Below are 24,526 nucleotides of genomic sequence, written 5' to 3' on the forward strand. Positions count from 1 at the left end.
ATTTGCTAACATTCTCAAGATCGCCCCATGTTGCGGTCCATGTAATGAATGTAATTGTTTGAGGGATTTCCCTGGGTTTATTGCGGCGAATCTGATTTATTTCAACAGCGATAAAAATATTTAGAAAGAAATTCGCTGTCTACGCCCCGTACGATTCGTTGGCTCGTCGTTTGGCACGTCTAAACACGTATCGAGCTGTAAACATTCTTAAGCAATACGCCCGCCCGAACCGGGGCAAACATATTCGATTCCGCATCGATTTCCTGTCCCCGGGCGTCAATTTCTAGTGTCCACGACACGACGAAACAGTGAGGTCCCCCGTGGTAAAGAGAATCGCAGTGTGTGGCCTTGGATATGTCGGCCTGCCCGTAGCCGTCGCATTTTCCAAGCGCTTTGATGTCATCGGCTTTGACGTGGACAAGCGCAGAATCGCACGGCTGAAAGAGGGTGATGACTGGACTGGCGAGATCGAACGCGACGTGTTGCTTGCCTCTCCTATGCAGTTCACCGATCAGGTATCGGAGCTGGAAAACTGCGATTTCTTCGTAGTGGCCGTTCCGACCCCCGTCGACGAAAAGAACAACCCGGATTTTTCGCTGCTGGTGCGTGCGTGCCGTTCGATCGGCCCCGTGCTGCGTCCCGGTTGCATTGTCGTTTTCGAATCCACCGTCCATCCTGGCGCCACCGAGGAAATCTGCGGACCGGAACTGGAGAAAATCTCCGGCCTGCGCTGCGGCGTCGATTTCAAGCTGGGCTACAGCCCCGAGCGGATCAACCCGGGCGACCGTGAGCATCCGCTGGAGAAGATCGTCAAGATCGTGTCCGGCCAGGACGAGGAATCGCTGGAAATCATTGCCGGCGTCTACGAGAAGATCATCGACGCGGGCGTGCACCGCGCCTCCTCCATCAAGGTCGCCGAAGCCGCCAAGGTGCTGGAGAACACGCAGCGCGACATCAACATCGCGTTGATGAACGAGATGTCGAAGATCTGCGACCTGGTCGGCATCCGCACCTCGGAAGTGCTGGCGGCCGCCGGTACCAAGTGGAACTTCCTCAAGTTCTCCCCCGGCCTGGTGGGCGGCCACTGCATCGGCGTCGACCCGTACTACCTGACCTCCAAGGCGCAGGAACTGGGCTATCACCCCGAGGTCATCCTGTCGGGCCGCCGCATCAATGACGGCATGGCCAGCCACGTGGCCTCGCGCGTGGTCCAGACGCTGGCCCGCAACGGCCGCCTCAATGCCACGACCCGCGTCGGCATCCTGGGCATGACGTTCAAGGAAAACGTGCCCGATATCCGCAACTCCAAGGTGGTCGATCTCTACAAGGCCCTGGGCGCATACGGCATCACTCCGGTCGCCTGCGACCCGATGGTCGATCCGGAGCAGATGGAGCACGAGTACGGCATCAAGCTCGTGGAACGCGACCAGTTCCGCGACATGGACGTGCTGATCCTGGCGGTGCCGCACCGCGAAACCATGGACTCCATCTGGGACGACATGCCGGCTCTGGTCAAGAGCGGCGGCATGGTGTGCGACCTGAAGTCCGTGCTGGACAGCAAACGGCTTCAGTCCGACCTCCTGTACTGGACTCTTTAAGTTCAGGCTCACTATCGATCACTAGAGGAGAGCCTCCGAATGGCTGCTTTTACCACCGCTCCGATTGGAACCTGCCGCATCCATACGCCGCTGCGCGATGCCGTGGGCCGCTACCCGATCAAGCTGCAACTCGGGCGCAACTACGGTTTCGTGCACACCAGCGCCGAGGCGCTGCAGCAGGCGCGATTCATGTTCGGCCAGGGCGACATCCCTGCCGACGTCCAGCGCGTGATCTTCCGGCCCTCGAATGGCGAGCAGGCGCGCAAAGGCGCCCACAAGCCGGCTGACCTCTATGTGGTCGAACTGTCGTCGCGCAAGCTGCTGGCCATAGACGGCTATCCGATCCAGTCCAATTACCTGGTGCGCTACTTCAGCGAGTTCTTCGCCGACCGCACGCGCACCCGGATGTTCTGGTCCATGGCCCATGCCGACCGCCTGGCCGAGCGGCGCGCGCAGCTGGATCAGGACCCGGTCTTCAAGGGACTCACGCCGGAAGACCGCGACCTGCTCGCCCGCATCGTCAAGCGCGATCAGACGGACGAGGAGATCGAGCAGGAAATGAACCAGCTGGTCGAACTGCTGGGCCGCGACAAGGTGGTGTTCGTCACCCACGTCAATGCCCTGACGCCGGACAATGCGCCCATCGAACAGCGCCAGCAGCTGATCGCCGCGGTGGCGGCCAGCGCGCAGCGCATCGGCGTGCCTTGCTACGACCCCACGCCGCTGATGAACAAGATCGGCCAGGGCGACGCGATGGAAAATGGCGGACTCGACCTGACCCATTACACGCCGGCCTTTGCCGAACGCCTGTGCGCCGAGTGGTTCAAGACCTATATGCGTCCGCGCATGGATGCCTCGACGACGCAGCCTTCCGCGCCCAAGCTTGCCGCCGACGAAAGCGCGGACCGCATCGAAAAGCTCTGGGACTCGGGACAACTGCGCGAAGCCTCGCGTCGTGTACGCGAAGTGCTGCGCCGCCACCCCGGCCTGCCGGATCACACGCTGCTGTTTGCGCGCATCCAGGAAGAACTGGGCGACTATGAAGGCTCGCTGGCGCTGCTGGGCAGCGCCGATGGTGCGATGGCTTCCGGCAGCAAGGCCGAGCAGATCCTGATGCGCAACCAGTTCAAGCTGGGACGCCATGACGTCGCGTACTCGCTCGCCGCCGGCCTGCTGGGCGATGAGATCGAAACCCCGGAAATCGTGCGCATCGCGGCATTTTCCGCTGGACATCTGGGCTACGTGGACGAGGCCCTGGGCAATTGGAAGCAGCTGTTCCGCATTTCTTCCCCGCAAGATGCGGTAGCGGTGGAAGCCGCCGACACGGTGCTCGCGCTGCTGCAGGCCAGTGGCGACATGGAAGCCGCCATACGTTGGGTCAACGAGGTACGCGCGGTCATGCCCACGCACGGCCGCGGCTTTGCGATGCTGTGGCGCGACCGCTTGCTGGCTGGCGACCGCGTCGGACTGCGCAACATGGCGTCCGAATCGCCCGCGCTCAATGACATCCAGGTTCTCGAACTCGTCAAGGAAGCGTCCTGGCGCGGCTGCATCATGGCAGCGGCCACGCTGGCCGTCTCGTGCAAGCTGGCAAACAGCGAGCAGGAGGATATCGGTTCCTGGCTGAAGTCGCAGTCGCAGGCATGGGCCGACGAAGGCGATCGAGCCCTGGAAGAAGGGCGTTTGCGCGACGCCGCGGAGCGCATCTGCGCGCACCGTCTGCTGACGCCGGATGCCCTGGCCGGTGTGCGCGCACAGCGTGCATTCGAGCGCGCCATGCGCCTGGGCGTGCGCGCCGCGCTGGTGGCGGGCAATCACAAGGAAGTCATCGACCTGACGGATATCGCGCTGGACACCCAGATCGATTTCCCCGAACTGCACGCCATGCGCGGCCGGGCGGCTGACGCATTGGGAGACAAGCAGACCGCCATGCGGCACCTCGAGCAGGCGGCGGCAGGCGATGCCGCCCCGTTCAGCACGAAGCTGCATTTTGCGCGTGTGGCCTTCAATGGCGGCTGGTACGGCGAAGCCATCGACGCCTACAAGACGGTGCTGGGCCACGAGGGCGCCGACCAGAGCGCCCGCGACGAGGCCGAGCGTCAGCTTGGCAGGCTCGGACCGCGCGCCATCCGGGGCGCCCGCGAGATCCTGTCCGCAGGCGATCACCAGGCTGCCTGGAACCTGCTGGACCGCGTGGCGCAATCGTGGCCCGCAATGACGGAAGTCGACCACGAGAAGCGGCGCATCCTCGCCGTGCTGTACGCGGAATCGCGCGCGCTGGATCCGGCGAGCACGACCGAGCGCCTTGCCCTGGGCGAGCGCATCGTGAAGCTGGTGCCGGATGATCCCATCGGCCTGCGCCTGGCCGCCGTGGGCGCCATGCGCCTGCACCGCTTCGAGCAGGCCCTGCCGTACTGGCGCAAGTTGCAGGAACGTTCAGAGAATCCGGCGCAGTTCGATCACTACATTCAGCGCTGCCAGGTTTGGATCGAGAAGATCAATCGGAGGAAGGCAGCATGAATCCGCCATTGATTGCCGAGCTAGCGGCGGCTGCGTCCGACCTGAAAGCGGTGCAAGCCCAATTGGAAGAGATCGTCACGGCGTCGGTGCGGGTTCAAGTGGCGCAGGAAAACCTGGCCCGCGCTCAGACGCTCGCGGCCGACCACGTGGCAGACTCCAAGGTCCGCTTCCTGCTGCTCAGGCTGAAGGAAGCGGCGGGCCTGAACGAAGGCATGGCCCAGCAGTGGGCCACGCTGCTGGAAGAGTGCCCGGACGACTTCCTGATCGTCCGCTATTGCGCGACCCGGCTGGTGAAGGAACGGAAGATCGATGAGGCGTTGTCCCTGGTCGATCGCCATCTGCCGCCGTCGACGCAGAACCCCGACCGCTTGTTCTCGCGCGCCAAGCTGCTTAGCGACATCCGTGCGCACGAGCAGTCCGACGCGCTGTTCCGCCGCTTGATATCGGAGAACACCGATCGCAACATGCGCGTCGAGTTCGCCAAGCGCCTGCGCAAGCGCGGCCTGCTGGCCGACGCGTTCGACGCCATCGCGCCCGTCATGAAGCACTTGACGCCCGGCAGCAAGGCGGCGGAACTGGCCAACGAGCTGGCCAGCGACTATGCCTTCTACCAGCGCTTCGAGTCTGAAGAGGGACTGATCGGCAAGGACGTCAGGATCGTGTCGATGAAGCATGCGATCCTGCACTTCCGTGACCGCCAGATCGTCGAGCAGTCGGCGGAGAAGCCGGTGTCGGTGGCACTGGTAACGGGCAGCCTCGGGCCCGGCGGCGCCGAGCGCCAGCTGACGCGGCTTGCAGGCGAATTGACCCGTCTGGCGGAGTCTCCCGAGCGCCGTCCGGCCGATGTCATCATGATGCCGAAGAAAGTGGAAGTCATGGTGAAGCAGCACACCGAACCCGCCGGCTCCACCAAGAAGCAGGGGCTGGACTTTTTCCTGCCTGTGCTGGTGAAGGCGCAGATCCAGGTCACGGAAATCAACAAGCTGCCGGCGGTGTCGGTGGCGCATCAAGCCGTTCCCGAGGGCAGCCTGAGCCGTCTGCTGGAGCAATTGCCGCCTCCGGTGCATTACGGCGTCACGCGGCTGGCGCCGGTGCTGCGGGCCAACCCCTTCGATGTGGTGAGCTTGTGGCAAGACGGCACCTGCCTGTTCGGCGCGCTGGCCGCGCTGCTGGCTGGCGCCCCGACCATACACCTGGTCTTCCGCGGGTTGCCGCCCAACATCCGAAAGGACCGCTTCCGCGAAGAATATCCCGAGCTGTACCAGGCCCTGGCCCAGGTTCCCGGCGTGGTATTCGTGAGCAATAGCTGCAAGGCCGCGGAAGCCTACGCGGAATGGCTGGGCATCCCGATCACGCGTTTCCACATCCTGTACAACGGCGTGCCGGATCTGGCGACCGACGCTTCGGCGGCGGACGAGGAAAAGTGGAAGGCTTTCCACGAGAGCACCACCGATGCCACGGAGACCATCGGCGGCGTGTTCCGCCTGGAGCCGGACAAGCGGCCTCAGTTGTGGATCAAGCTGGCGGCGATGTACCTGAAGGATAGGCCGCAGGCGCGCTTCGTCATCGTGGGCGACGGACGCCTGCGCGAGAACATCGAGGCGCTGGCCGACGAACTCAACGTGACGGACAGGCTCTTGCTGGTCGGTCTTTCCAACCACGTGGGCTATTGGTATTCGCAAATGGACGCCAGCGTCCTGCTTTCGCGCTACGAAGGCCTGCCCAACGTGCTGATCGAAGCCCAGTTGGTGGGCGTGCCGGTGATCTCGACGCCCGCGGGCGGCGCCGGCGAGTGCTTTGTGGAGAACGAGACCGGCCACCTGCTCAGCTGCGTCGATCACCCGGATCTGCACGAGGCATGCGAGAAAGTCGCCTCCATGGTGGACCAGGTGCGCGACAACGAGCAATTGAGGGAGCACAGCCGCCACCGGGCGCAGAAGCTGTTCTCGCTCGATGCCATGCTGACCAAGTTCATGGGCTTGTGCATGCCCGTGGTGTCCGAGAACGACGAACGCATGGATATCGAGCCCATGCGCCTGATGCAAGCTTGATTGGCATTCGGCCAATCAAGCTGCTGAAACGAAAGGATCCTATGCATATGTACGTCCCGGGTTCAGGGCTGCGGCGCAAAGCAGCCCTGACCATGGTGGTTCTTGCCACGTTGACTCTTGCGGGGTGCCAGCTGCCCCGTTCCGGCCCCATGTTGAGCGAAATGACGGGCGCGCACGACGACAAGGATGCCATCGTGATGCCCGCGTCGCGCGAACTGGTGCAGGCCAGCCGGGTGCCCGACGTGGCCGACTTTCCGGTGCGTTACCGCGATCTCACGCAGGCCGGATTCGACCGCCTGGTTCCCGGCGATGGCATCAACGTGAAGGTGTGGGAACGCGGTGGGCTGGGCGTGTTCGCGGCGGATCCGTCCGGCGTGAGCGACCTGGGCAACCAGGAGATAAATTCGGCGGGGAACGTGAGTTTCCCCATCCTTGGAAAATTCCAGGCCGCCGGCATGACCCTGGCGCAGCTGCATGACGCCGTCGTGGCGCGCCTGGCCAGGCTGGTGGTCGGCGCCGACGTCAGCGTGACGCGCGCCGCGGATGCGCGCGGGCAGATGGTGACCGTGCAGGGCAACCTGACCAAGCCCGGCATGTATGCCATCACGCAGACCTCCCAGCGCCTGAGCAGCGCGCTGGCGCAGGCCGCGCCGGTGCAGACGAATCCCGAGCAACTCGTCATCAGCCTGCGCCGCGACAACCAGGTGGCGTCGGTGCGGCTGTCGGATATCTACCGCAACCAGAACAACGACATCCTGCTGCGAGCCGGCGACGTCATCACCGCCTATGACTCGAAGGAGTATCTGACCGTGTTGGGCGCGGCTGGCAACCAGGGGCGCGTGGCCATCAGCAAACGCAACTACAGCGTGCTGGACGCGCTGGCGGATTCCAAGGGCCTGGACGACAAGCTGGCGGATCCGCGTTCCGTATTCCTGTTCACGCCCGCCAAGGCCGGTGTCGAGGGCAAGCCGGACCTGCTGCCGGTGGTCTACCAGTTCGACCTGACGCGTCCGGAGCAGGTGGCGCTGGCGCGCGAGTTCACCGTGCATGAAGGCCAGGCCATCTACATCTCCGATGCGCCGTTCACGCAGGTGCAGAAGGTCTTGTCGGCGTTCCGCGTCACGATGAGCGCCGGCTTCAGCGCCACGCGTGCCATCGACAGCGATTCGGGCGGCTCGTCCGGCATAAGCCAATAGCGTGTCGATGAGCAACGAGGACAGGATCAAGGGCTGGCGTTCGCGCCGGAAGGACAGCAGTTACGCAGTGGGATCCGGCGTCGCGGCCTGGCGCCTGGATCCGGCGGCATTGTTTGAAGCAAAGGCCCCGCCGGCCGTTCTGCTCAAGCCGCTGGTCGCGCGCCTGGAGGGCGAGCCGCACGATTCCGTGGCGGCCCGGCGGGCGGTGTACGAGGCGGTGCAGGCGGAGCTGGATGCGGAAATCTTGCGCGGCGATGTCGACGAGACGCTGGCCGATTTTTCGCGGCGGCGTTTGCGCGTCATCGTGCGTCTGCTTGAAATGGACATCCGCGACGGCGTCGATGTGTTCGCGCCGGGCTACATGCCGGCCAAGCTGGTGGCGGAAGACGAGCGCCTGGCCGCGGCGCATGCGCGGCGCGTGGAGCGCAGGAAGCAGGACGAGGCGCGCGAAGCGCGCCGCCACGCCTCGCGCAACGACATCGCGCTGGAAGTCGAGGTTTCGCAGGACGAGGCCGGTGATCTCGCGATATTGCGGGATCGCCTGCAAGGCCTGCATGAGGGGCATGATCCGAGCCACTCCGTGAAGGTCCGGCCAGTCGGCCGCACGCTGTTGGCGATGTTCATCTACCAGCTGCGTGTCATGCACGGCGAGAGCCGGATCGCGCTGGTTTGGGCGCTGGTAGGGCCGGTCGTGCTGCTGACGCTGATCTCGTCGCTGTACATCCTGATGGGCACGCACTACATCATGGGCATGGATGTGCAGACATTCTCGCTGCTGGGCGCGACGACCTGGATCATGTTCCGCCAAATCGTCTTCCGCAGCAGCACGGCCTATGTGTCGGCGCGCGGTTTGCTGAATTTCCAGGGCGTCACGCCATTGATGTGCGCGCTGGTGCAGGCGTTCATCTACGTGTCGGTGTATCTGGTGGTGTTCCTGGTGCTGATCAGCGCAGGCCATGCCTTGGAGCTGATCACGCTGCCGAAGAGTTGGTCGGGGTTCCTGCTTTACGTGGTGCTGATGGGGTGTTTCGGGGTCGCGCTGGGCCTGCTGTTCGGTTCGATCGCGACCTACTGGCATTTCTTTCTCAGGCTGGCGCCGATCATAGAACGCTTTCTGCAGATTTTCGCAGCGGTGTTCTTTGTCTCGGAGCAGTTGCCGGAGAACCTGCGTCCCTGGATGCTGTGGCTGCCGTTGGCGCATGGCATGCAGTTGCTGCGCTCGGCCTATTTCGAGGCCTACACCTCGCATGATGCGAGCTTGGGGTATTTCCTGACCTCTTTGGTTTTCTTGATGGTGCTTGCATTGGCGGCCGAACGTCTGGCCCGTCCCAATGTCCAGCCGATGTGAGGCAAGTAGATGATCCATTTCAATGGCGTCACTGACGAGCCCTATGCATTCGGAAGCAGGCAAGCGCTGCTTTCCAATGTCGATCTCGCGATCCCGGTCGGGCGCTATGCGCTGCTGTCGCCCGCGCCAGAGCTGCATCGCCAGATCGTCGACGTGTTGTGCGGGCTGCGTCCGCCGCGCCAGGGCTTCGTCAAGCACGACGGCAACGTCTCGTGGGCGATAGGCCGGCAGGGCTTCATCCGGGGCAAGGCCAACGGCCTGAGCATGATCGACTTCGTCAGCGAGATGTACGAGATCGACGCGGATGCCACGCACGAACTGGTCGCCGACCTGGTCAGCGATCCCAGGACCCTGGCCAAGCCCATGGAGCATTGGCCGCTCTACGCGCGGCAGGAATTCTCCTTTGCGCTGGCGTTGGCGCCAGCGTTCGACGTCTATGTGATCGAAGGGGCCATCCCCTTCGAGCCTTGCCGTTTCACCCGCCTGTGGCTGGCTCTTTTCGAAGAGCGGCTGGTTGGCCGGACACTCATTCTTTCCAGTTATCGCCAGAATCAGTTGGCGGACTATTGCTTCAAGGGTTTGATTTATGAACGAAGCGCGCTCAGCATCGAAGACGACCTCGACCAGTGCATCCGCAAGTATCCTCCGCGACGATCAAGGAGCGAATCCGGCACAGGCGACGACGTCTTCGGAGGCGGCTTCGATGAGGGCGGAATCGGCCTCTGAGGGCAGGTCCGAAATCGAACGCCGCCGCCGCGAGCGCCAATCGGCGCTGCGCGAGCGGCGCCGCCATCGCTGGATCAACACGCTCATGGTGCTGGCGCCGGTGGTGTGCGCCCTGATCTATGTTTCTCTGTTTGCCACGCCGCGCTACGAGGCCGAGTCGCGCTTCTTCGTGCAGTCAGCCTCCGGCCAGCAAGGCGGCGGTGGCGCGGCGGCCAGCCTCCTGACCACGGGCAACGCGGGCGGCATGCTGGGCGGCTTCGTGGACGGATGGGCGGTCGCCGATTTTCTCAAGTCGCGCGACGCCATGCAGCAGCTCGACAAGAAGGTCGGGCTGCGCCAGTACCTGATCCGCGCGGGCATGGATCCGATAAACCATCTGGCCGAGGATTCCAGCGAGGACGATCTCTTCCGCGCCTACCAGGCTTCGGTGAAGGTGTCCTTCAACGCGCTGGAGCAGATCGACGTGCTGCGCGTGAGCGCGTTTTCGTCGGAAGACGCCGCGATTCTGTCCAGGGCGCTCATCGAGCTGGCCGAGAACTTCGTCAGCTCCATGAACGAAAAGGGCGTCGCCGACAAACTGAAAGTGAGCGAGGAGGCAGTGAAGCTCGCGGAGCAGAAGGCACTTGCCGCCAGAGAGACGCTGACCGCGTGGCGCACCACCCATGGCAACATCGACCCCACCGCGACGGTGACGATGCTGCTGAACCTCTCCAGCCAGCTGGAAGGTGAGCTGAACACCGCGCAGATCAATCTCGACAAGATCCGCGCGCTGGGCAACAAGGACCATTTCATGCTGCGGCCCGCCGAGATGCAGGTGACGTCCTTGAAAAAGCGGATTGCGGCGGTGCGTCAGCGCCTGAGCGGCGGCGGCAACACGGAAGCCAAACAGCTCAAATCCTACGAAGCGCTGAGGAATGCCCAGGTGTTCGCGGATTCGAACCTGACCCTGGCGCAGCAGACCTACCAGCAGGCCATGACCGACACGCTGCGCCTGCAGCGCTACCTGTCCATCATTGCGCAGCCGGTGCCGACGGACCGCCCGAGCAGTCCGCGCACGGGAATCCTGTTGCTGCAGGCGCTGGCGCTGGGCTTTGTGCTGATGTTCATCGCGCGTGTGGCGATGGCTTTGTTGAGGGGATTGCGTCATGGTTGATATGGCAATTGCGGATCGTCCTGTCGGAGTCGACGCCACGGCGCGCCTGCGCGATCTGATCAAGCAGATTCATTCGTCGGCCGAGCCGCTGAATGAAATGCCCGCGCTGGAGCCGGCGCTGCGGCAGGCGGCCGACGGCTGGCGCGATGCGCGCCGCCTGCTGGTTTCTCCCCTGGTGCGGGAGGGCAAGCTGGCCGCCGCCATTGCCGCGTTGGAGATCATGGTCGCGGTCTATCCCGCGCGCGCCGACGAGCGGCGCCTGCTCGCCAGCCTCTTCGGCCGCACCGAGCAATGGGATCGCGCCATCGCCGAGGCGGACGCCGCCGCCGGCATCGAGCCCGGCGCCGCGGCCCTGCATGCGGCGCGCATCCAGTTGCGCGTGCAGGCCGGCCGGATGGTCGAGGCTGCCGAGGTCGCCCGCGCGACCAGGAGCATGGCGGAAAACGAGCCCGGCGAAGCCCATGCCTGGCTGATGGCCTTCGTGCGCAATGGCGACGCGGCAGAGGCGGCGGACATGGCGGCGGCGCTGGACCCGCGCGAACTGCCCAACGAGCGCGTGGCGACGATGGGCGTGCGCGCCCTGCTGGAAGACGGTAGGGTGGAGGCGGCGATCCGGTTCGGCGATGCGGCCTTGGGCGCGGGCCACGATTGCGCTGTCTTGCGCTCGTCCCTGGGGCTGGCGCATTTGCGGCGCGGCAACGAGGACGACCGCAAGGTGCATGCGCTGGCGCATTTCGAGGCCGGCCTGAACGCGGCGCCTGCGGACGTGAGGCTCTTGACGTTGCATGGCGAGACCCTGCTGCGCGCTGGACGCTACAAGGAGGCCCTGGCGCCGCTGAAGCAGGCTGTTGATCTGGCGCCGGATCTGGAGCAGACGCGGGCCTTCTATGCGCGCGCCTTGCGCTATACGCTGCAGTACGACGCCGCGGCCGACCAGATGATGCATCTGCTGGAGAAATCGCCGGAGAAGCCGCTCTGGCAGCGCGCGACCATCAGCGCGCTGTCGCAGGCCGGGCGCAAGCAGGAGGCCGAGACGCTGTTCGGGAAATACGTCGCGCAACGCGGCGAGCGGCTGCCGGCGACTTTCCAGGAGGCCATGGCGCAGCTGGAGGATCGGCTGCCTACCGCCCCTATTCCGCAGGCGCGCCTGGACTGGGCCTGGTCGATGCGCGGCGACACCAGCATCGACCGCGCGCAATGGGAGCGTCGCGCGCGCTGGGGCCATCTGGTGGATCACCTGCTGTTCGACTGGCTTGAATGCCGCGAAGAGAGCGTCGAAGAGGCGATGCAGGTGTTGGGAGAACTCGACACCGGCGAGCGCTTCTTTGCGCCGCTGCTGGCCGCCGGCAAGGGGGTGGTGGTCGCCACGGCGCACGTCGGCCCCATGTATGCCGGACTGATGGCGCTGGAACTGGTGGGCATCCCGTCGCGCTGGCTGGCGACCGCGCCCAGCATTGCGCAGAGCAGTTATTCCGCTGCCCTGATCTCCACGGCGGACCAGACCGAGGCGCAGGTCGCCAAGGCCTGCATGCGGGCGCTGAGCTCGGGCTATGTGCTGTGCCTGGCCATAGACGGGGCCGCCAATCCGGCGGCGCCGCGCACCACCTTCGAAGGGCAGGAAGTAACGTATTCCAGCTTCGCGTCGCACCTGGCGCATCGCATGGGCGTGCCCTCGGTGTTCTACGCGCCACGCTGGGAGAACGGCCACGTCGCCTATACGCTGGAGATGCTGCCCGCACCCCAGCCCGGCGAGGACGCCGATGCGTACTCCCTGCGCTGGCAGCAGGCCTATTTCGAACGGCTGAGGGAGCACGTGGCCGGTCCCCCGGAAAACCTGCGCCTGAGCGGAGGCATCTGGCGCCACGTCACCGCCGCGGACCGGTCCGCGCAGCAATAGGAGCCAATGCCGATGAAGGCTGCAATCAAAACCGCGCATTGGCTGTTCGCCCTGGCTGTTCTGTACGGCGGGGCGGCCGCTGCCAGCGAAGCGTGCAAGAGCCCGGACGAGCACTGTCCGTCCATTGCGGCGCTGCTGCAGCAGCGCGAGGGCTACGGTGCGCAGGCCACGGGCGGCTTGGGCGGCAAGTTCATCGACGTCACGTCCGATCAGGACTCGGGCCCTGGGACGCTGCGCGCCGCGCTGGCGCAGGCGAAGAAAGGCCCCACGTGGATCCGCTTCGCGTCCGACATGACCATCGTCCTGGATACGCAGCTGCGCGTGCCGTCGAACACGACGATAGACGGGCGCGGCAAACGCGTCACGCTGATCGACGACGGGCTGGGCGTGTATGGCAGCAAGAACGTCATCCTTACGCACCTGACGATAGACGGGCGCCTGTCGCGGCTGACGCAAGCCGTGAACGTGGCCAACAACAGCCGCGACGTGTGGGTCGACCACATGGATCTTTCGCGCATGTCGGACCGGCTGCTGAACGTGAAGAACGGTTCTACCGATGTCACGATTTCATGGACCAAGTTTCATAATTCGAACAAGGTCATGCTGCTCAACAACATTACCTCGAAGAACCTCTACGCCAACTACGACCGCGATTCGATTGCGCGAGTGACACTGCACCACAATTATTTCCTCAACACGGTGCAGCGCAATCCCCGCGCGCAGTTCGGCACTTTCCACCTCTTCAACAATCTGCTGGAAGACTGGGATTTCTACGGCATGAGTTTCAGCCTGGAGGCCCGCGCGCTGGTCGAAGGCAATATCTTCAAGAACTCCACGCAACGCAAATGCGTGGAGCCCGAGTTCTTTCCGACGGTGGAAGGAATCAACGTGAACTACTGCCACTACATCCCCATCGCCGCCAAGCGCAGCGCGCTGGAAAACGGTGAATCCGACCGCGGCGCCTACGAGAAACTGAAGTCCGAGCATGGCTACACGCGCGACTACAAGGCCTTCCTGCGGTTGAAGGACAATCTGTATCTGGGCGATGCGAAGCCGGTGCTGCAGGATTACCGGGCCGAGTCCGCGCCGACGCCGCCGTATTGCTACGGTTATGAAAAGCCGACGCCGGAGCTGGCGGAGAAGATCCGCAAGTTCGCGGGGAATACGGGCGGCGATACGCCGTTGCCAGCTTCCAGGCTCGGATCGGGTTGCCCTGGCTGAGCTTGCCTGGATGGCGGGCCTGCGCAGAGCGGCGATGAGTGCGGCCTGGGATTTGTATTATCGAAATACAGCCTGTGGTTTGTAAGCTGGGGCAAGATACCGCCCCGGCGTCTTCCCCGTCATCTGGCGGAAGTACGCAATGAACGCGCTGTCGCTGGCAAAGCCCAGATCGAACGCCACCGCGGTCACGCTCTGGCCCGCGGCCAGCAGATCCACGGCGCGCAGCAGGCGCCAGAGCTGGCGCCAGGCCTGATAGCTCATGCCGGTTTCGCGCTGGAATATCCGGGTGATGGTGCGCGCGCTCGCGCCGACGCGCCCGGACAGCGCGTCGAGTTCGGGCGGAAGTTCCTCCAGGTCCAGGCCGGCCAGGCGGCGGTCGGTGGGCACGGGCAGCAGCATGGGCTCCTGCCGCGCCATGCGCAGTTCGTCCATGCAGACGGCCAGCAGGTTGCGCGGCGCGTCCGCGGACCAGTCGGTATCGAAGGGTTCCAGACTGATGCGCTCGAATACCTCGCGCAACAGCGGGGTCATCGAAAGTATGGCGGGGTTGGCGGCGGGTGCGGCGATACGCGCCGGGTCCAGATAGATCGAACGGTATTCGACTTCGCCGCGGATCAGGACGCGGTGCTCGGTTGCTGGCGGGATCCAGGCCACGCGGATGGGAGGCAGCACCGCGATCAGCCCCGGCATCGCAAGGCGGATCGATCCCGCATGGGCGAACAATAGCTGACCCCGGCCGTGGCTATGCAGTCCGGAGTCGTGCTGTATCAAGCGCGACGCAATGCCCGTCACGGGCTGCGCCATGGTGTCGGGGTTGAACGCGTCGGTGGGGGCAAGCCTGGCCATTTGTCCGAGTTCCGATGTTTTTTGTCTTCCGGGCTACAACGGCGGTGGCGGCGTCCGGCTAAAAAACGGACTCCCTGTTTACCGACGCTGCCATGTACCGCCGCCCGCCTCTTCCGCTTGTCATCCTGCTGCTGAGTTTTCCGCAGATAGTCGAGACGATATACAGCCCTGCTTTGCCGCTGATCGCGACAGCCTATCAGGCCGCGCCCGAGGAAGCGGCGCAGACGCTGTCGCTTTGGTTTGTGGCCTTCGCCTTCGGCGTGGTGGCGTGGGGACGGCTCTGCGATTTATGGGGCCGCAGGCCGGCATTGCTGGCAGGGCTGGCGATCTACGCGCTGGGCGCGGGCTGCGCCATGGCGGCGGGCGATTTCACGCAGTTGCTCGCGGCCAGGTTGATCTCCGCTTTTGGCGCTGCCGTGGGCTCAATCGTAACGCAGACCGCCTTGCGCGATAGCTACCGGGGCCTGGAACTGGCCCGGGTCTTTTCGATTCTGGGTATGGCACTGGCCGTGAGTCCTGCCATCGGCATGTATGCCGGGCAGGAGATCGCGGTGGCGGGCGGGGTTCATGGCGTCTTCTTCGCGCTTGCCCTGCTCGCCGTCGCGCTGCTCGGCGCCAGCGCGCTACGCTGGCCCGAGACCCGGCCCCAGCCGCACTCGACGCCACCCTTCGGGCCGACATTGCGCGCCATGTTGCAGGACCGCGCAATCTGGCGCAGCGCGGCGCTGATCGCCATCTTCAATCTCGCGATCTTCGGCTACTACCAGCTGGGCCCTTTCCTTTTCGCTCGCCTGGAGAATTCCTGGCTTGGTTTCGGCGCAAGCGGCGTGGCGCTGGCCGCGGCCTCGCTATGCGGCGCCTTCCTCAACACGGTGTTGCTGCGGCGCGGGTGCGCACCCGAACGCCTCGTCCTGCTGGGCATCGTGCTGCTGGCGCTAGGGGCCGGGCTGGTGGCGGCGCTTAGTCAGAGTTCCGCGTTCCTCGTCGGCATGGCGTTGATTGCAGCGGCATACGCGATTGCCATTCCCAATATCCTGGCCCACGCGCTGCGGGCCTATGCGAACGCTGCCGGCACGGCGGGCGCAATCCTGAGTCTGATCTACTACAACCTGCTGGGGGCTGGGCTGGTTCTTGCCGGGCTGGGGCAAAGGCTGGATCTGCTGCTGGCCTGCTGTGCTGCGCTTGCGGTGGCTGCGTATGCGATGAAGGCGCGGGGTATCTGAGAACATGGGCGAGACCGCAGCCAGTGGAGCATGTGGTTCCGCCCCTACCAGGCCACTGGCTGCTTAGCTGAGATGCACGGAAGACGCGATGCCCTGATCCGCCATCTTCGAATACGGGCAGATCGTTTCGGTTTCGTGGACCAGCGCCAATGCCATGTCCTTGGCCATCCCAGGCAAGGAAATCTCCAGCCTGGCCTTGATGCAGAACAGGCCGTCAAACGCTTCGCGCGCGAAAGTGGTGGTGCAGTGGATGGCGAAATCTGCCGGCAGCGGGACATTGTTTTTCATGGCGACCAGTCTCATGGCGCCATGAAAGCACGCGGCAAAGCCCGCCGCGAACAATTGCTCGGGATTGGTGCCGCCGCCATTGCCGCCCAGTTCCTTGGGCAGCCTGAGTTCGAGCTCCAGTTCGCCGTCATTCGAGACGGCCTTGCCGGACGCGCGGCCGTGTCCGGACGCGCCGCCGGTCACGGAGACGGTAGTCGTGTACAGAGGCAGATCATCTGTGCCGACATAGGGATCCAGGAGCGAAACGGGCGGCGCGTACGGGGTTTTCAAGGCAGACTCCTCAGGTGCGGAAGGGCGGTTTGTTGTTTTAGCCGCGGCAACTATAGAGTCGTCCCCATCGTGCGAAAAGACAGAATTTCTGTTCTGCGCGGTATCTTTTCTTATACCGCTGGGTTCGGTTTCTTAGGTGCTCCGCTTGACGTCGGCCAGCCTGTGCAGCTCGTCCACGTCGAGGATGGCCAGCCCGCCATAGTAGGTTTCCAGCACGCCCGCTCGGGCGAGCCTGGCAAGCGCTGCATTGCAGCGTTGCCGCGAAATGCCGCACAGGCCTGCGATTTCCTCTTGGGAAACCTTGAGGCGTCCATTCGTGCCGGAATGCCTCTCCGCGTTGAATTGCGCCGCGACGGCGCGCGCAACCGTCGTGTCGACGTCCAGCAGCACATTGGAGGTGAAGCTGCTCATCAGCCAGTCCACCCGCTGCGCCAGGTGCGTCATCAGCGCCTTGGTGAATTCGATGTTGTGGTTCCACAGGCGTTCACAGGTCTCGCGCGGCAATATCACGATCTGGCTGGGCCTGAGGGCGACCACCTCGTATTCAAACCGCTGGCGACGGATCATGGTGGCTTCGCCGAACCAGCTGCCGGTGCTGAACCCGGCCAGGGACAGCGTCTTGCCGTCGGCGCCGGGCGAGGACCATTTCACCAAGCCCTGTACCACGCCATACCATCCCGGCGAACGGCTGCCCGCCCGGAACAGGAATTCGCCGGCTGCCAGCGATACGACTCGCAGTTCCGCGCGGATCATGGTGCGTTCGAGTTCCGGCAGGCCCTTGTACCAAGGAACCACGTCGAGCATCTTGTCCACCGCGCCCTGCGCGCGCCGCCGCGTCGCGCTCAAGCGTTCATTGCCGGCATCGGCTGGCGGTTCGCGCATCGTCTTCCTCCTTCGTCGCTCTTGTGGTGCCGCTCAGGTAAACCCTAGGCCGCTTTGTCACCATGATGACTGTCCGCCGCCGGGACCCAGCACCAGAATAGCCGAGGTTCCAGACGCCAAAACCCACAAGAGGAGACAAGCATGTTGCCCATGCAAGGCATGATGTGCCGCAGCGCCCTGGCCTGCGGTCTGGCCGTGTCGCTGCTGCAGGCCCCTGCGGCCCAGGCGCAGATTTCTGACGATGTTATTCGAATCGGCTTCATCACCGACATGTCCGGCGTGTACTCGGGGCCGGATGGCCCCGGCGGCGCCGAGGCCATCAAGATGGCGATCCAGGAGATGGGCGGCGAGATCAGCGGCAAGAAGATCGAGCTGCTGACGGCCGACCATCAGAACAAGGCGGACATCGCTTCGGCCAAGGCGCGCGAATGGTTCGACCAGGCGGGCCTGGACATGCTGATCGGGGGCACCAATTCCAGCACGGCGCTGGCAATGTCGAAGGTCGCGGCCGACAAGAAGCGGCCCATCATCGTGGTGGGCGCGGGCGCCCCGGCGTTGACCAACGAGCAATGCACGCCCTACACCCTGAACTACGCTTACGACACCGTGGCGCAGGCGCGCGGCACCGGCGCGGCGGTGGTCAAGGCAGGCGGCAAGAAATGGTACTTCCTGACCGCGGATTACGCGTTCGGCAATGCCTTGCAGGCCGACACGACGAAGGTGGTCGAGGCCGGCGGCGGCACCGTCGTCGGATCGGTCAGGCACCCACTGGCCGCCAGCGACTTTTCGTCCTTCCTGTTGCAGGCGCAAAGCAGCAAGGCGGATATCCTCGCCTTGGCCAACGCCGGCGCGGACGCCACCAACTCGATCAAGGCCGCCAATGAATTCGGCATCACCAAGACCATGCGTCTGGCGGGGCTGATCATGTTCATCAACGACATCCACGCCATGGGGCTGCCGGCTTCGCAAGGCATGTACCTGACGGACAGCTGGTACTGGAATACGTCGGACGAAACCCGCGCCTGGGGCCGCGCCTTCTTCGAGCGGCGTAAGGCCATGCCTTCCTCATTGCAGGCGGCTGATTACTCCGCGGCGCTGCAATACCTGCGGGCGGTCAAGGCCACGGGCACTGACGACGCCGACCGCGTGCTGGTCTATCTGCGCGAAAACAAGCTGAACGACGTCTACATCAAGAACGGCGTGGTGCGGCCGGACGGGCGGGTCGTGCACGACATGTACCTGCTGCAGGTCAAGACGCCGGAACAGTCCAAGGAGCCCTGGGACTACTTCAACGTCGTGCAGACCATCGACGGCAACCAGGCCTTCACCACCAAGGAAGAGAGCCGCTGCGCGCTCTGGAAGTGAACCTCATGAGCAAACGCAAAGTCATCGTCACCATTGCCCCGACCGGGGGCATGGCATTCAAGAGCCAGAATCCGCACCTGCCCACGCAGCCGCTGGAAATCGCGGAGGACGTATACCGCTGCTATAACGCCGGCGCCAGCGTGGTGGCGCTGCACGCGCGCCGGCCGGACGACCAGGCGACCTGCGACGCCTCGGTATACCGGGAAATGAACCGGCTCATCCGTGACCGCTGCGATATCGTGCTGAACAACTCCACCGGCGGCGGGGTGCATGGCGACATGGTCAAGGAGACCACGCCGGGCACATGGGAGATCCTGTGGGAAGAGCGGCTCAAGGGTATGGATGCCGGCGCCGAGATGTGCACGCTGGATGCCACGACCTTGAACCTCGCGTTCGGCGACCGCGAATACCTGATGAACACGCCGCTTAGCAAGGCCCGCGAACTGGCCGCCGGCATGCAGGCGCGCGGCATCAAGCCAGAATGGGAAGTCTTCAGCCCCACGCACATCCTGCAAGATGCCACGACGCTGATCGAAGAGGGGCTGGACGAAGGCCCCCATTTCATCAACCTGGTCATGAACGTGCATCGCAACTTCCAGAACGCCATGCCGTTTTCGGTACGGCACCTGCAGATGATGGTGGATCTGCTGCCCAAGAACAGCATCTTCTGCGTCAGCGGCATCGGACCAGCGCAGCTGGAGGCCAATATCGCCGCCCTGTTGCTGGGCGGCCATGCGCGGGTCGGCCTGGAAGACAACCTGTACTACCGCCACGGAGAGCTGGCCACCAACGTCCAGCTGACCGAGCGCGTCGTGCGCGTCATCCGCGAAATGGACATGGAGCCTGCCACGCCCGCGGAGGCGCGCGAGATCCTGGGCCTGCCGCTCAAAAGCGGAATCCGGCCCGAGTTCGCGCTCTGACAAGGAAACGCCATGAGCAATTCACTGCAAGGTAAACGCGTCCTCATCACCGCGGGCGCGCAAGGGATAGGCCTGGCGATCGCGCGCAGGTTCCTGGAGGCGGGCGCCGAGGTGCATGTCTGCGACGTGGACGAAGCGGCGTGCAAGGCTGCCGCCGCCGAGCATCCGCGCCTGTGCGTCAGCGTGACCGACGTGTCCAGCGAAGCGCAAGTCCAGGCCATGTTCGGCGAGCTGACGGAAAAATGGGGCAAGCTCGACACCCTCGTCAACAATGCGGGGGTGTCCGGTCCGACCAACCGGCTGGAGGAAACCACGCTGGACGCATGGCAGCGCACGCTGGACGTCAATCTGACCGGAACCTTCCTGTGCGCGCGCAGCGCGGTGCCGCTGCTGCGGGCGGCAGGCGGCGGCGCCATCGTCAATATCTCGTCCGTTGCGGGGCGCCTGGGCTTTTCGTTGCGTACGCCCTATAGCGCCAGCAAATTCGGCTTGGCCGGCTTGACGCAGACCTGGGCCATGGAGCTGGGGCCGTCGAACATCCGCGTCAATTCCGTGCTGCCGGGCGTCGTCTCGGGCGACCGGGTCGAACGGATCATCGCCGCCCGCGCCGCCGCCAGCGGCGTGAGCAACGATGCGATGCGCGAGCAGCTGGTGGACAAGGTGTCGTTGCGCCGCATGACCAGTCCGCAGGACATCGCCAATCAGGTGGCCTACCTTTGTTCCGACGAGGGCGCCATCATCAGCGGCCAGAGCATCTCCGTCTGCGGCAATGTGGAGTATCTGGGCTGAGGCGACAGCACCCCTGGCGAACCGTCGGCGACGGTTCCAGAAAACCTGAGCGTCAGTTCGATCCAGGCGAATTGTTCGCCGTGTCCGGAAGTTCTAGACTGGACTCGTACATGCATTGTGTACCGCTGGCCGTCGCATAGCGGTCTTGCAGCGACGGCGGGAGGTCCTGATGACTCAGGTCGAGACCTTTGCCACCCTGCCGATGTGGGCGGGGTTCGTCGGGTTTGTGCTGGTCGTGCTGGCACTGGATCTTTACGTGCTGGGCGGCCGCCATGCGCACCGCGTGCGGCCCCGCGAAGCCCTGTTCTGGGTGGGCGTATGGATGGCGCTGGCAGCCTTGTTCGGCGCCCTGATGTGGTGGTATCTGGATGCCACCCTGGGGCGAGCCGTTGCGCACCGCAAGACGCTGGAGTTCTACACCGGCTATCTGATCGAACTGTCCCTGTCCGTGGACAATATGTTCGTCTTTTCGCTGATCTTCGGCTACTTCGTGGTGCCGCTGGAATTGCAGCGCCGGGTGCTGTTGTATGGCGTGCTGGGCGCCATCGTGATGCGGGTTTGCATGATACTCGCCGGCGTATGGCTGCTGTCGCGCTTCGACTGGCTGTTTTACGTGTTCGGCCTGCTGCTGGTGGTAACCGGCGCCAGGATGCTGGCCCGGGCGGATCATCAGCCTGATATCGCCCGCAATCCGCTGGTGCGCATGCTGCGGTCTTCCATGCGCATTACCAAGGACTACCACGGCGAGTCATTCTTCGTGCGCATTGGCGGCCTGCGGCATGCCACGCCCATGTTTGTCGTGCTGCTGATGATAGAGGCGAGCGACGTTGTGTTCGCGGTCGACAGCATCCCTGCCATCTTCGCCGTCACCACCGACCCGTTCCTGGTCTTTACTTCCAATATCTTTGCCATCATGGGCCTGCGGGCGCTGTATTTCCTGCTGGCCGACATGCGGGAGCGTTTCCGCTACCTCAAGCACGGACTTGCCGCGGTGCTCATCATCATCGGCGGCAAGATGCTGGCCGCGCCATGGTTCCATGTGCCGGTGCAGTGGTCGCTAGTAGCGGTAGGCCTGATCCTGCTGGCATCCGTGGGCGCCAGCATGTTCCTGCCCAGACGGGCCGCGGCCAAGGCCGCGGGTCCCAAGGGCTGAGTCCCACGAACCGGAGATCTGTCATGAACACGATCATTCTTGCCACCGATGGGTCCAGCTACAGCGACGCCGCGGCGCGCTATCTGGTCGAAGGGCCGTTGCTGAACCGGGATTTCACGGTGCATGTATTGCATTGCGAGGCCGACGTGACTGGCGATGTCAAAGCCTTCATCGGCCAGGCCGACATCGACGCCTGGCATCACGAAGAGAGCGACAAGGCAATGAAGTCCGTGGTCGACATCCTGCGCGCGGGGAATATCAGCTTCGAATGCCATGAGCTCACGGGACATACGCCGGACAAGATCGTGGCGCATGCGATCAAGGTCGGCGCCACGGCCATCGTGATGGGCTCGCACCATCGGGCGCCGTTTCTGGACGCCCTGCTGGGGTCGGTGTGCGCGCGGGTCATCGCCCATGCGCCCTGCCCGGTGCTGCTGGTCTGAGGGGCGGCGGGCGTCGCCGGGCCCGGCAGTGGTATCTTCTGCGTGTTTCTCCGCAATACGCAGTGTTTCATGCCCGACGACGTTCACAATCCTTCCGATACCCAGCCTGCCGGCGCGCCGGCGGCGCACCTGCGCCCCTTTGTCCAGAATTCCGGCACCCGCCGCACCCTGCATTTCACGCAGCAGGAAATCCAGAGCAGCATGTCCACGCTCAATCCCGACGCGCTGGAGCTGGAGTACACGCGGATGATGATGGGCTTCGTGCTCTTCAATCCGGATCCAGACCGCATCTTGATGGTGGGGCTGGGCGGCGGCTCGCTGCCCAAGTTCTGCCATCGCTATCTGTCGGGCAGCGCTGTCGAAGTGGTCGAGATCGACCCCGCCGTGATCGCCCTGCGTGACGCGTTCATGGTGCCGCGCGACGGGGAACGGTTCCGCGTGATCCAGGCCGACGCGGCCGAACACATGCGCGGACTGTCGGACCATGCCGACGTGATATTCCTGGACGGGTTCGGCGTAGGCGGGATTCCCGGCCCGCTATGTTCGGCTGAGTTCTACGCCGACTGTTTCAGGGCCTTGCGCGAGGACGGCATCCTGGTGATCAACTTCCATGTGAACCACCCGGACCATCACGAATACATGGACCGGGTGCGTGCATCGTTCGGCGCATCCATGTTCGAAGTGGTGGACGACGACATGACCAACAGCATCGTCTTCGCCTGCAAGGGCGATCTGCTGGACGATCCCGCCGCGGCGCAGCTGCGGCGGCCGGCGTCCATGCCCAAGGACGCCTGGCGCCAACTGATGCCGACGATGAAGGTGATCGGCGCGACGCTGGTGCAGAGATAGCACTCTAAGTGGACCAGCAGGCGTCGGGAAAGGCGTCAATGCTGGCGCCGCCTTCGCCGATGGCCTGCCGCAAGGCGCCGGACTGGACCAGCAGATTGCCTGCATAGAACTGGGCGCTGGCCTGGATTGCCTGCAGCGCGGCGCCGTCGGCCCCGCCGCCCAGCGCTGCGCGCAGGCGCAGCCCTTGCATCCAGGCGCCCGCCACCAGGCCCCAGAGCTCAAGATAGGACACGGCGCCCGCATGGGTGGCGCGCGGATCGGCGGCATGGCGTTCCAGCAGCCACGCGATGGCTTCGCGCAAATGCGCGCAGCCCTGCCGCAGACTGCGGCCGAACTCGCGGGCCGGCGCCGCGCCCGCCAGCATCGCCTCGGCCAGGTGGGACATCTCATCGAGCAGCAGCGTGGCTTGCGCGCCGCCGTCCCGGACCGTCTTGCGGCCCAGCAGGTCGTTGGCCTGGATCGCGGTGGTGCCTTCGTAGATGGTCAGGATGCGCGCATCCCGGTAGTACTGGGCCGCGCCGGTTTCCTCGATGAAGCCCATGCCGCCGAAGACCTGGACCGCGTCATACGTGATCCGTTGGGCGGTCTCGGTGAACCAGCCTTTCATGACGGGTATCAGCAGGTCGACGCGGGCCTGGGCGCGGCTGCGGACTTCGAGGTCCGCGCCGGCATGGGCCAGATCCCTCTGCATCGATAGGTACATGCCCAGCGCGCGCATCGATTCAATTCGGGTCTTCATGGAAAGCAGCAGGCGGCGTACGTCCGGGTGGCGCAAGATGGGAAGCGCCGCGCCCTCTTCGCCGACGACCTTGCCCTGGCTGCGTTCCCGCGCATACCAGACCGCATGCTGGAAAGCGCGTTCGGCAACGGCCAGGCCCTGGTTGCCGACGGCGCAGCGGGCTTCGTTCATCATGACGAACATGTGCATCAGGCCCTGGTTCAGCTCGCCGACCAGGTAGCCGGTGGCGCCCTGCCCGGCGCCGAACTGCATGACCGCGGTGGGGCTGGCATGGATGCCCAGTTTGTGCTCCAGGGCCGTGCAGTGCATATCGTTGCGCGCGCCCGGCGAGCCGTCGTCCTGGATCAGGTATTTGGGCACGGCGAACAGCGACAGGCCTTTTGCGCCGGAAGGCGCATCGGGCGTGCGGGCCAGCACCAGATGGATGATGTTGGACGCGAGGTCATGGTCGCCGTAGGTGATGAAGATCTTCTGGCCGGATATCGCATAGGATCCGTCCTCCAGCGGGATTGCCCGGGTGCGCACGGCGCCAAGGTCCGAGCCTGCCGCAGGTTCCGTCAAGTTCATGGTGCCGGTCCATTCACCGCTGATCAGCCGGGGCAGCAGCTGGTCCTTCAAGGCCGGGGACGCCGCATGCAGGAGGGTTTCGATGGCGCCGCCGGTCAGCATGGCGCAGAGGGCGAAGCTGGGGTTGCAGGCGTGCCAGATCTCTTCGGTCAGGGTGGACAGCACGCAGGAAAGCCCCTGGCCGCCGTATTGTTCGGGTTGGCGCAAGCCATTCCATCCGCCTTCGCAGAAGGCGCGGTAGGCCTGCTGGAACCCGGCGGGCGTGGAAACGCCGCCTTCATGCAGGCGGCAGCCCTGCTGATCGCCGATGCGATTGAGGGGATCCAGCAAGCCTTGCGCGAATTTCCCGGCTTCGAGCACGACGGAGCGCGCCAGCCCGGCGTCCAGCGCGGAGCCGCAGCGCTGTAGATGCGGGTCCAGGGGAAACACCGCGGTCGTGAGGAAGTCGATGTCATGCAATGGCGCTTGATACTGGCTCATGG

The 24,526-nt window shown here is 64.6% G+C and carries 20 protein-coding genes; 16 read left to right on the top strand and 4 right to left on the bottom strand.

Annotated elements, in window-relative coordinates:
• Positions 1 to 338: 338 nt before the first annotated feature.
• From AC3WOB_RS18320 to AC3WOB_RS18360, 9 genes are read left to right on the top strand one after another with little or no spacing between them, the layout of a single operon-like run.
• Entirely contained in the window at positions 339 to 1,598 is a 1,260-nt protein-coding gene (locus AC3WOB_RS18320; protein ID WP_080551036.1) for a nucleotide sugar dehydrogenase, read from the top strand.
• 39 nt (positions 1,599 to 1,637) lie between these two features.
• Positions 1,638 to 4,118 (top strand): hypothetical protein, encoded by a 2,481-nt coding sequence (locus tag AC3WOB_RS18325; protein WP_492275794.1) that lies wholly within the window; start codon positions 1,638 to 1,640, stop codon positions 4,116 to 4,118.
• Positions 4,115 to 6,169: a glycosyltransferase gene (locus AC3WOB_RS18330; RefSeq protein WP_492275795.1), complete on the top strand. Its 2,055-nt coding sequence runs from the start codon at positions 4,115 to 4,117 to the stop codon at positions 6,167 to 6,169. The genes AC3WOB_RS18325 and AC3WOB_RS18330 overlap by 4 nt, the downstream gene beginning before the upstream one ends.
• A 41-nt stretch (positions 6,170 to 6,210) precedes the next feature.
• Entirely contained in the window at positions 6,211 to 7,365 is a 1,155-nt protein-coding gene (locus tag AC3WOB_RS18335) for a polysaccharide biosynthesis/export family protein (RefSeq protein WP_492275796.1), read from the top strand.
• Positions 7,366 to 7,372: 7 nt separating this feature from the next.
• Entirely contained in the window at positions 7,373 to 8,713 is a 1,341-nt protein-coding gene (locus AC3WOB_RS18340; RefSeq protein ID WP_013390998.1) for an ABC transporter permease, read from the top strand.
• 9 nt (positions 8,714 to 8,722) lie between these two features.
• Positions 8,723 to 9,439: a P-loop NTPase family protein gene (locus AC3WOB_RS18345; protein WP_013390999.1), complete on the top strand. Its 717-nt coding sequence runs from the start codon at positions 8,723 to 8,725 to the stop codon at positions 9,437 to 9,439.
• On the top strand, positions 9,417 to 10,592 hold the full coding sequence (locus AC3WOB_RS18350; RefSeq protein WP_013391000.1) for a KpsE/RkpR family capsule polysaccharide export protein: 1,176 nt from the start codon (positions 9,417 to 9,419) through the stop codon (positions 10,590 to 10,592). The genes AC3WOB_RS18345 and AC3WOB_RS18350 overlap by 23 nt, the downstream gene beginning before the upstream one ends.
• Positions 10,585 to 12,489, top strand: a complete 1,905-nt coding sequence (locus tag AC3WOB_RS18355) for a Vi polysaccharide transport protein VexE (protein WP_492275797.1) — start codon at positions 10,585 to 10,587, stop codon at positions 12,487 to 12,489. The genes AC3WOB_RS18350 and AC3WOB_RS18355 overlap by 8 nt, the downstream gene beginning before the upstream one ends.
• Before the next feature lie 12 nt (positions 12,490 to 12,501).
• On the top strand, positions 12,502 to 13,710 hold the full coding sequence (locus tag AC3WOB_RS18360; protein ID WP_013391002.1) for a pectate lyase family protein: 1,209 nt from the start codon (positions 12,502 to 12,504) through the stop codon (positions 13,708 to 13,710).
• A 57-nt stretch (positions 13,711 to 13,767) separates the two neighbouring features.
• Here the strand turns inward: AC3WOB_RS18360 and AC3WOB_RS18365 are convergent, their stop codons facing one another.
• On the bottom strand, positions 13,768 to 14,556 hold the full coding sequence (locus AC3WOB_RS18365; protein WP_013391003.1) for a helix-turn-helix domain-containing protein: 789 nt from the start codon (positions 14,554 to 14,556) through the stop codon (positions 13,768 to 13,770).
• A 92-nt stretch (positions 14,557 to 14,648) separates the two neighbouring features.
• On the opposite strand from AC3WOB_RS18365, the gene AC3WOB_RS18370 reads away from it, so the two are divergent.
• Entirely contained in the window at positions 14,649 to 15,779 is a 1,131-nt protein-coding gene (locus AC3WOB_RS18370; RefSeq protein WP_492275798.1) for an MFS transporter, read from the top strand.
• A gap of 63 nt (positions 15,780 to 15,842) precedes the next feature.
• Here AC3WOB_RS18370 and AC3WOB_RS18375 read toward each other — a convergent pair whose 3' ends face one another.
• Both AC3WOB_RS18375 and AC3WOB_RS18380 read right to left on the bottom strand, forming a co-directional pair.
• The gene (locus AC3WOB_RS18375) at positions 15,843 to 16,337 is read right to left on the bottom strand and encodes an Ohr family peroxiredoxin (RefSeq protein ID WP_041652077.1); all 495 of its coding nucleotides are present in this window, start codon (positions 16,335 to 16,337) and stop codon (positions 15,843 to 15,845) included.
• Positions 16,338 to 16,469: 132 nt separating this feature from the next.
• Entirely contained in the window at positions 16,470 to 17,219 is a 750-nt protein-coding gene (locus AC3WOB_RS18380; protein WP_013391006.1) for a Crp/Fnr family transcriptional regulator, read from the bottom strand.
• A gap of 141 nt (positions 17,220 to 17,360) precedes the next feature.
• Between AC3WOB_RS18380 and AC3WOB_RS18385 the strand changes: the two genes are divergently transcribed.
• From AC3WOB_RS18385 to AC3WOB_RS18410, 6 genes are all read left to right on the top strand, one after another.
• Complete coding sequence (locus tag AC3WOB_RS18385; RefSeq protein ID WP_492275799.1) at positions 17,361 to 18,584, top strand: ABC transporter substrate-binding protein; 1,224 nt, start codon at positions 17,361 to 17,363, stop codon at positions 18,582 to 18,584.
• Between the two features lie 5 nt (positions 18,585 to 18,589).
• Positions 18,590 to 19,504: a beta-keto acid cleavage family enzyme gene (locus AC3WOB_RS18390; RefSeq protein ID WP_013391008.1), complete on the top strand. Its 915-nt coding sequence runs from the start codon at positions 18,590 to 18,592 to the stop codon at positions 19,502 to 19,504.
• Between the two features lie 12 nt (positions 19,505 to 19,516).
• On the top strand, positions 19,517 to 20,293 hold the full coding sequence (locus AC3WOB_RS18395; protein ID WP_492275800.1) for an SDR family oxidoreductase: 777 nt from the start codon (positions 19,517 to 19,519) through the stop codon (positions 20,291 to 20,293).
• Between the two features lie 169 nt (positions 20,294 to 20,462).
• Entirely contained in the window at positions 20,463 to 21,446 is a 984-nt protein-coding gene (locus AC3WOB_RS18400; RefSeq protein ID WP_492275801.1) for a TerC family protein, read from the top strand.
• A 23-nt stretch (positions 21,447 to 21,469) separates the two neighbouring features.
• Positions 21,470 to 21,889, top strand: a complete 420-nt coding sequence (locus tag AC3WOB_RS18405) for a universal stress protein (protein ID WP_492275802.1) — start codon at positions 21,470 to 21,472, stop codon at positions 21,887 to 21,889.
• Positions 21,890 to 21,958: 69 nt separating this feature from the next.
• Positions 21,959 to 22,738 carry a fused MFS/spermidine synthase gene (locus tag AC3WOB_RS18410; RefSeq protein ID WP_242702565.1) on the top strand — a complete coding sequence of 260 codons (780 nt, stop codon included), beginning with the start codon at positions 21,959 to 21,961 and terminating at the stop codon, positions 22,736 to 22,738.
• Between the two features lie 4 nt (positions 22,739 to 22,742).
• Here the strand turns inward: AC3WOB_RS18410 and AC3WOB_RS18415 are convergent, their stop codons facing one another.
• Positions 22,743 to 24,524, bottom strand: a complete 1,782-nt coding sequence (locus AC3WOB_RS18415) for an acyl-CoA dehydrogenase family protein (protein WP_492275803.1) — start codon at positions 24,522 to 24,524, stop codon at positions 22,743 to 22,745.
• Between the last annotated feature and the right edge of the window lie 2 nt (positions 24,525 to 24,526).

It is taken from the genome of Achromobacter sp. FW305-C-30-7 (assembly GCF_058783105.1).

Excerpts from the sequence above, each read along its gene's own strand:
- AC3WOB_RS18415 (WP_492275803.1), bottom strand. The coding sequence starts at position 24,524 with ATGAGCCAGTATCAAGCGCCATTGCATGACATCGACTTCCTCACGACC.
- AC3WOB_RS18365 (WP_013391003.1), bottom strand. The coding sequence starts at position 14,556 with ATGGCCAGGCTTGCCCCCACCGACGCGTTCAACCCCGACACCATGGCG.
- AC3WOB_RS18340 (WP_013390998.1), top strand. The coding sequence starts at position 7,373 with ATGAGCAACGAGGACAGGATCAAGGGCTGGCGTTCGCGCCGGAAGGAC.
- AC3WOB_RS18325 (WP_492275794.1), top strand. The coding sequence starts at position 1,638 with ATGGCTGCTTTTACCACCGCTCCGATTGGAACCTGCCGCATCCATACG.
- AC3WOB_RS18390 (WP_013391008.1), top strand. The coding sequence starts at position 18,590 with ATGAGCAAACGCAAAGTCATCGTCACCATTGCCCCGACCGGGGGCATG.
- AC3WOB_RS18400 (WP_492275801.1), top strand. The coding sequence starts at position 20,463 with ATGACTCAGGTCGAGACCTTTGCCACCCTGCCGATGTGGGCGGGGTTC.
- AC3WOB_RS18330 (WP_492275795.1), top strand. The coding sequence starts at position 4,115 with ATGAATCCGCCATTGATTGCCGAGCTAGCGGCGGCTGCGTCCGACCTG.
- AC3WOB_RS18370 (WP_492275798.1), top strand. The coding sequence starts at position 14,649 with ATGTACCGCCGCCCGCCTCTTCCGCTTGTCATCCTGCTGCTGAGTTTT.
- AC3WOB_RS18350 (WP_013391000.1), top strand. The coding sequence starts at position 9,417 with ATGAGGGCGGAATCGGCCTCTGAGGGCAGGTCCGAAATCGAACGCCGC.
- AC3WOB_RS18355 (WP_492275797.1), top strand. The coding sequence starts at position 10,585 with ATGGTTGATATGGCAATTGCGGATCGTCCTGTCGGAGTCGACGCCACG.
- AC3WOB_RS18395 (WP_492275800.1), top strand. The coding sequence starts at position 19,517 with ATGAGCAATTCACTGCAAGGTAAACGCGTCCTCATCACCGCGGGCGCG.
- AC3WOB_RS18380 (WP_013391006.1), bottom strand. The coding sequence starts at position 17,219 with ATGCGCGAACCGCCAGCCGATGCCGGCAATGAACGCTTGAGCGCGACG.
- AC3WOB_RS18385 (WP_492275799.1), top strand. The coding sequence starts at position 17,361 with ATGTTGCCCATGCAAGGCATGATGTGCCGCAGCGCCCTGGCCTGCGGT.
- AC3WOB_RS18360 (WP_013391002.1), top strand. The coding sequence starts at position 12,502 with ATGAAGGCTGCAATCAAAACCGCGCATTGGCTGTTCGCCCTGGCTGTT.
- AC3WOB_RS18410 (WP_242702565.1), top strand. The coding sequence starts at position 21,959 with ATGCCCGACGACGTTCACAATCCTTCCGATACCCAGCCTGCCGGCGCG.
- AC3WOB_RS18345 (WP_013390999.1), top strand. The coding sequence starts at position 8,723 with ATGATCCATTTCAATGGCGTCACTGACGAGCCCTATGCATTCGGAAGC.
- AC3WOB_RS18405 (WP_492275802.1), top strand. The coding sequence starts at position 21,470 with ATGAACACGATCATTCTTGCCACCGATGGGTCCAGCTACAGCGACGCC.
- AC3WOB_RS18335 (WP_492275796.1), top strand. The coding sequence starts at position 6,211 with ATGCATATGTACGTCCCGGGTTCAGGGCTGCGGCGCAAAGCAGCCCTG.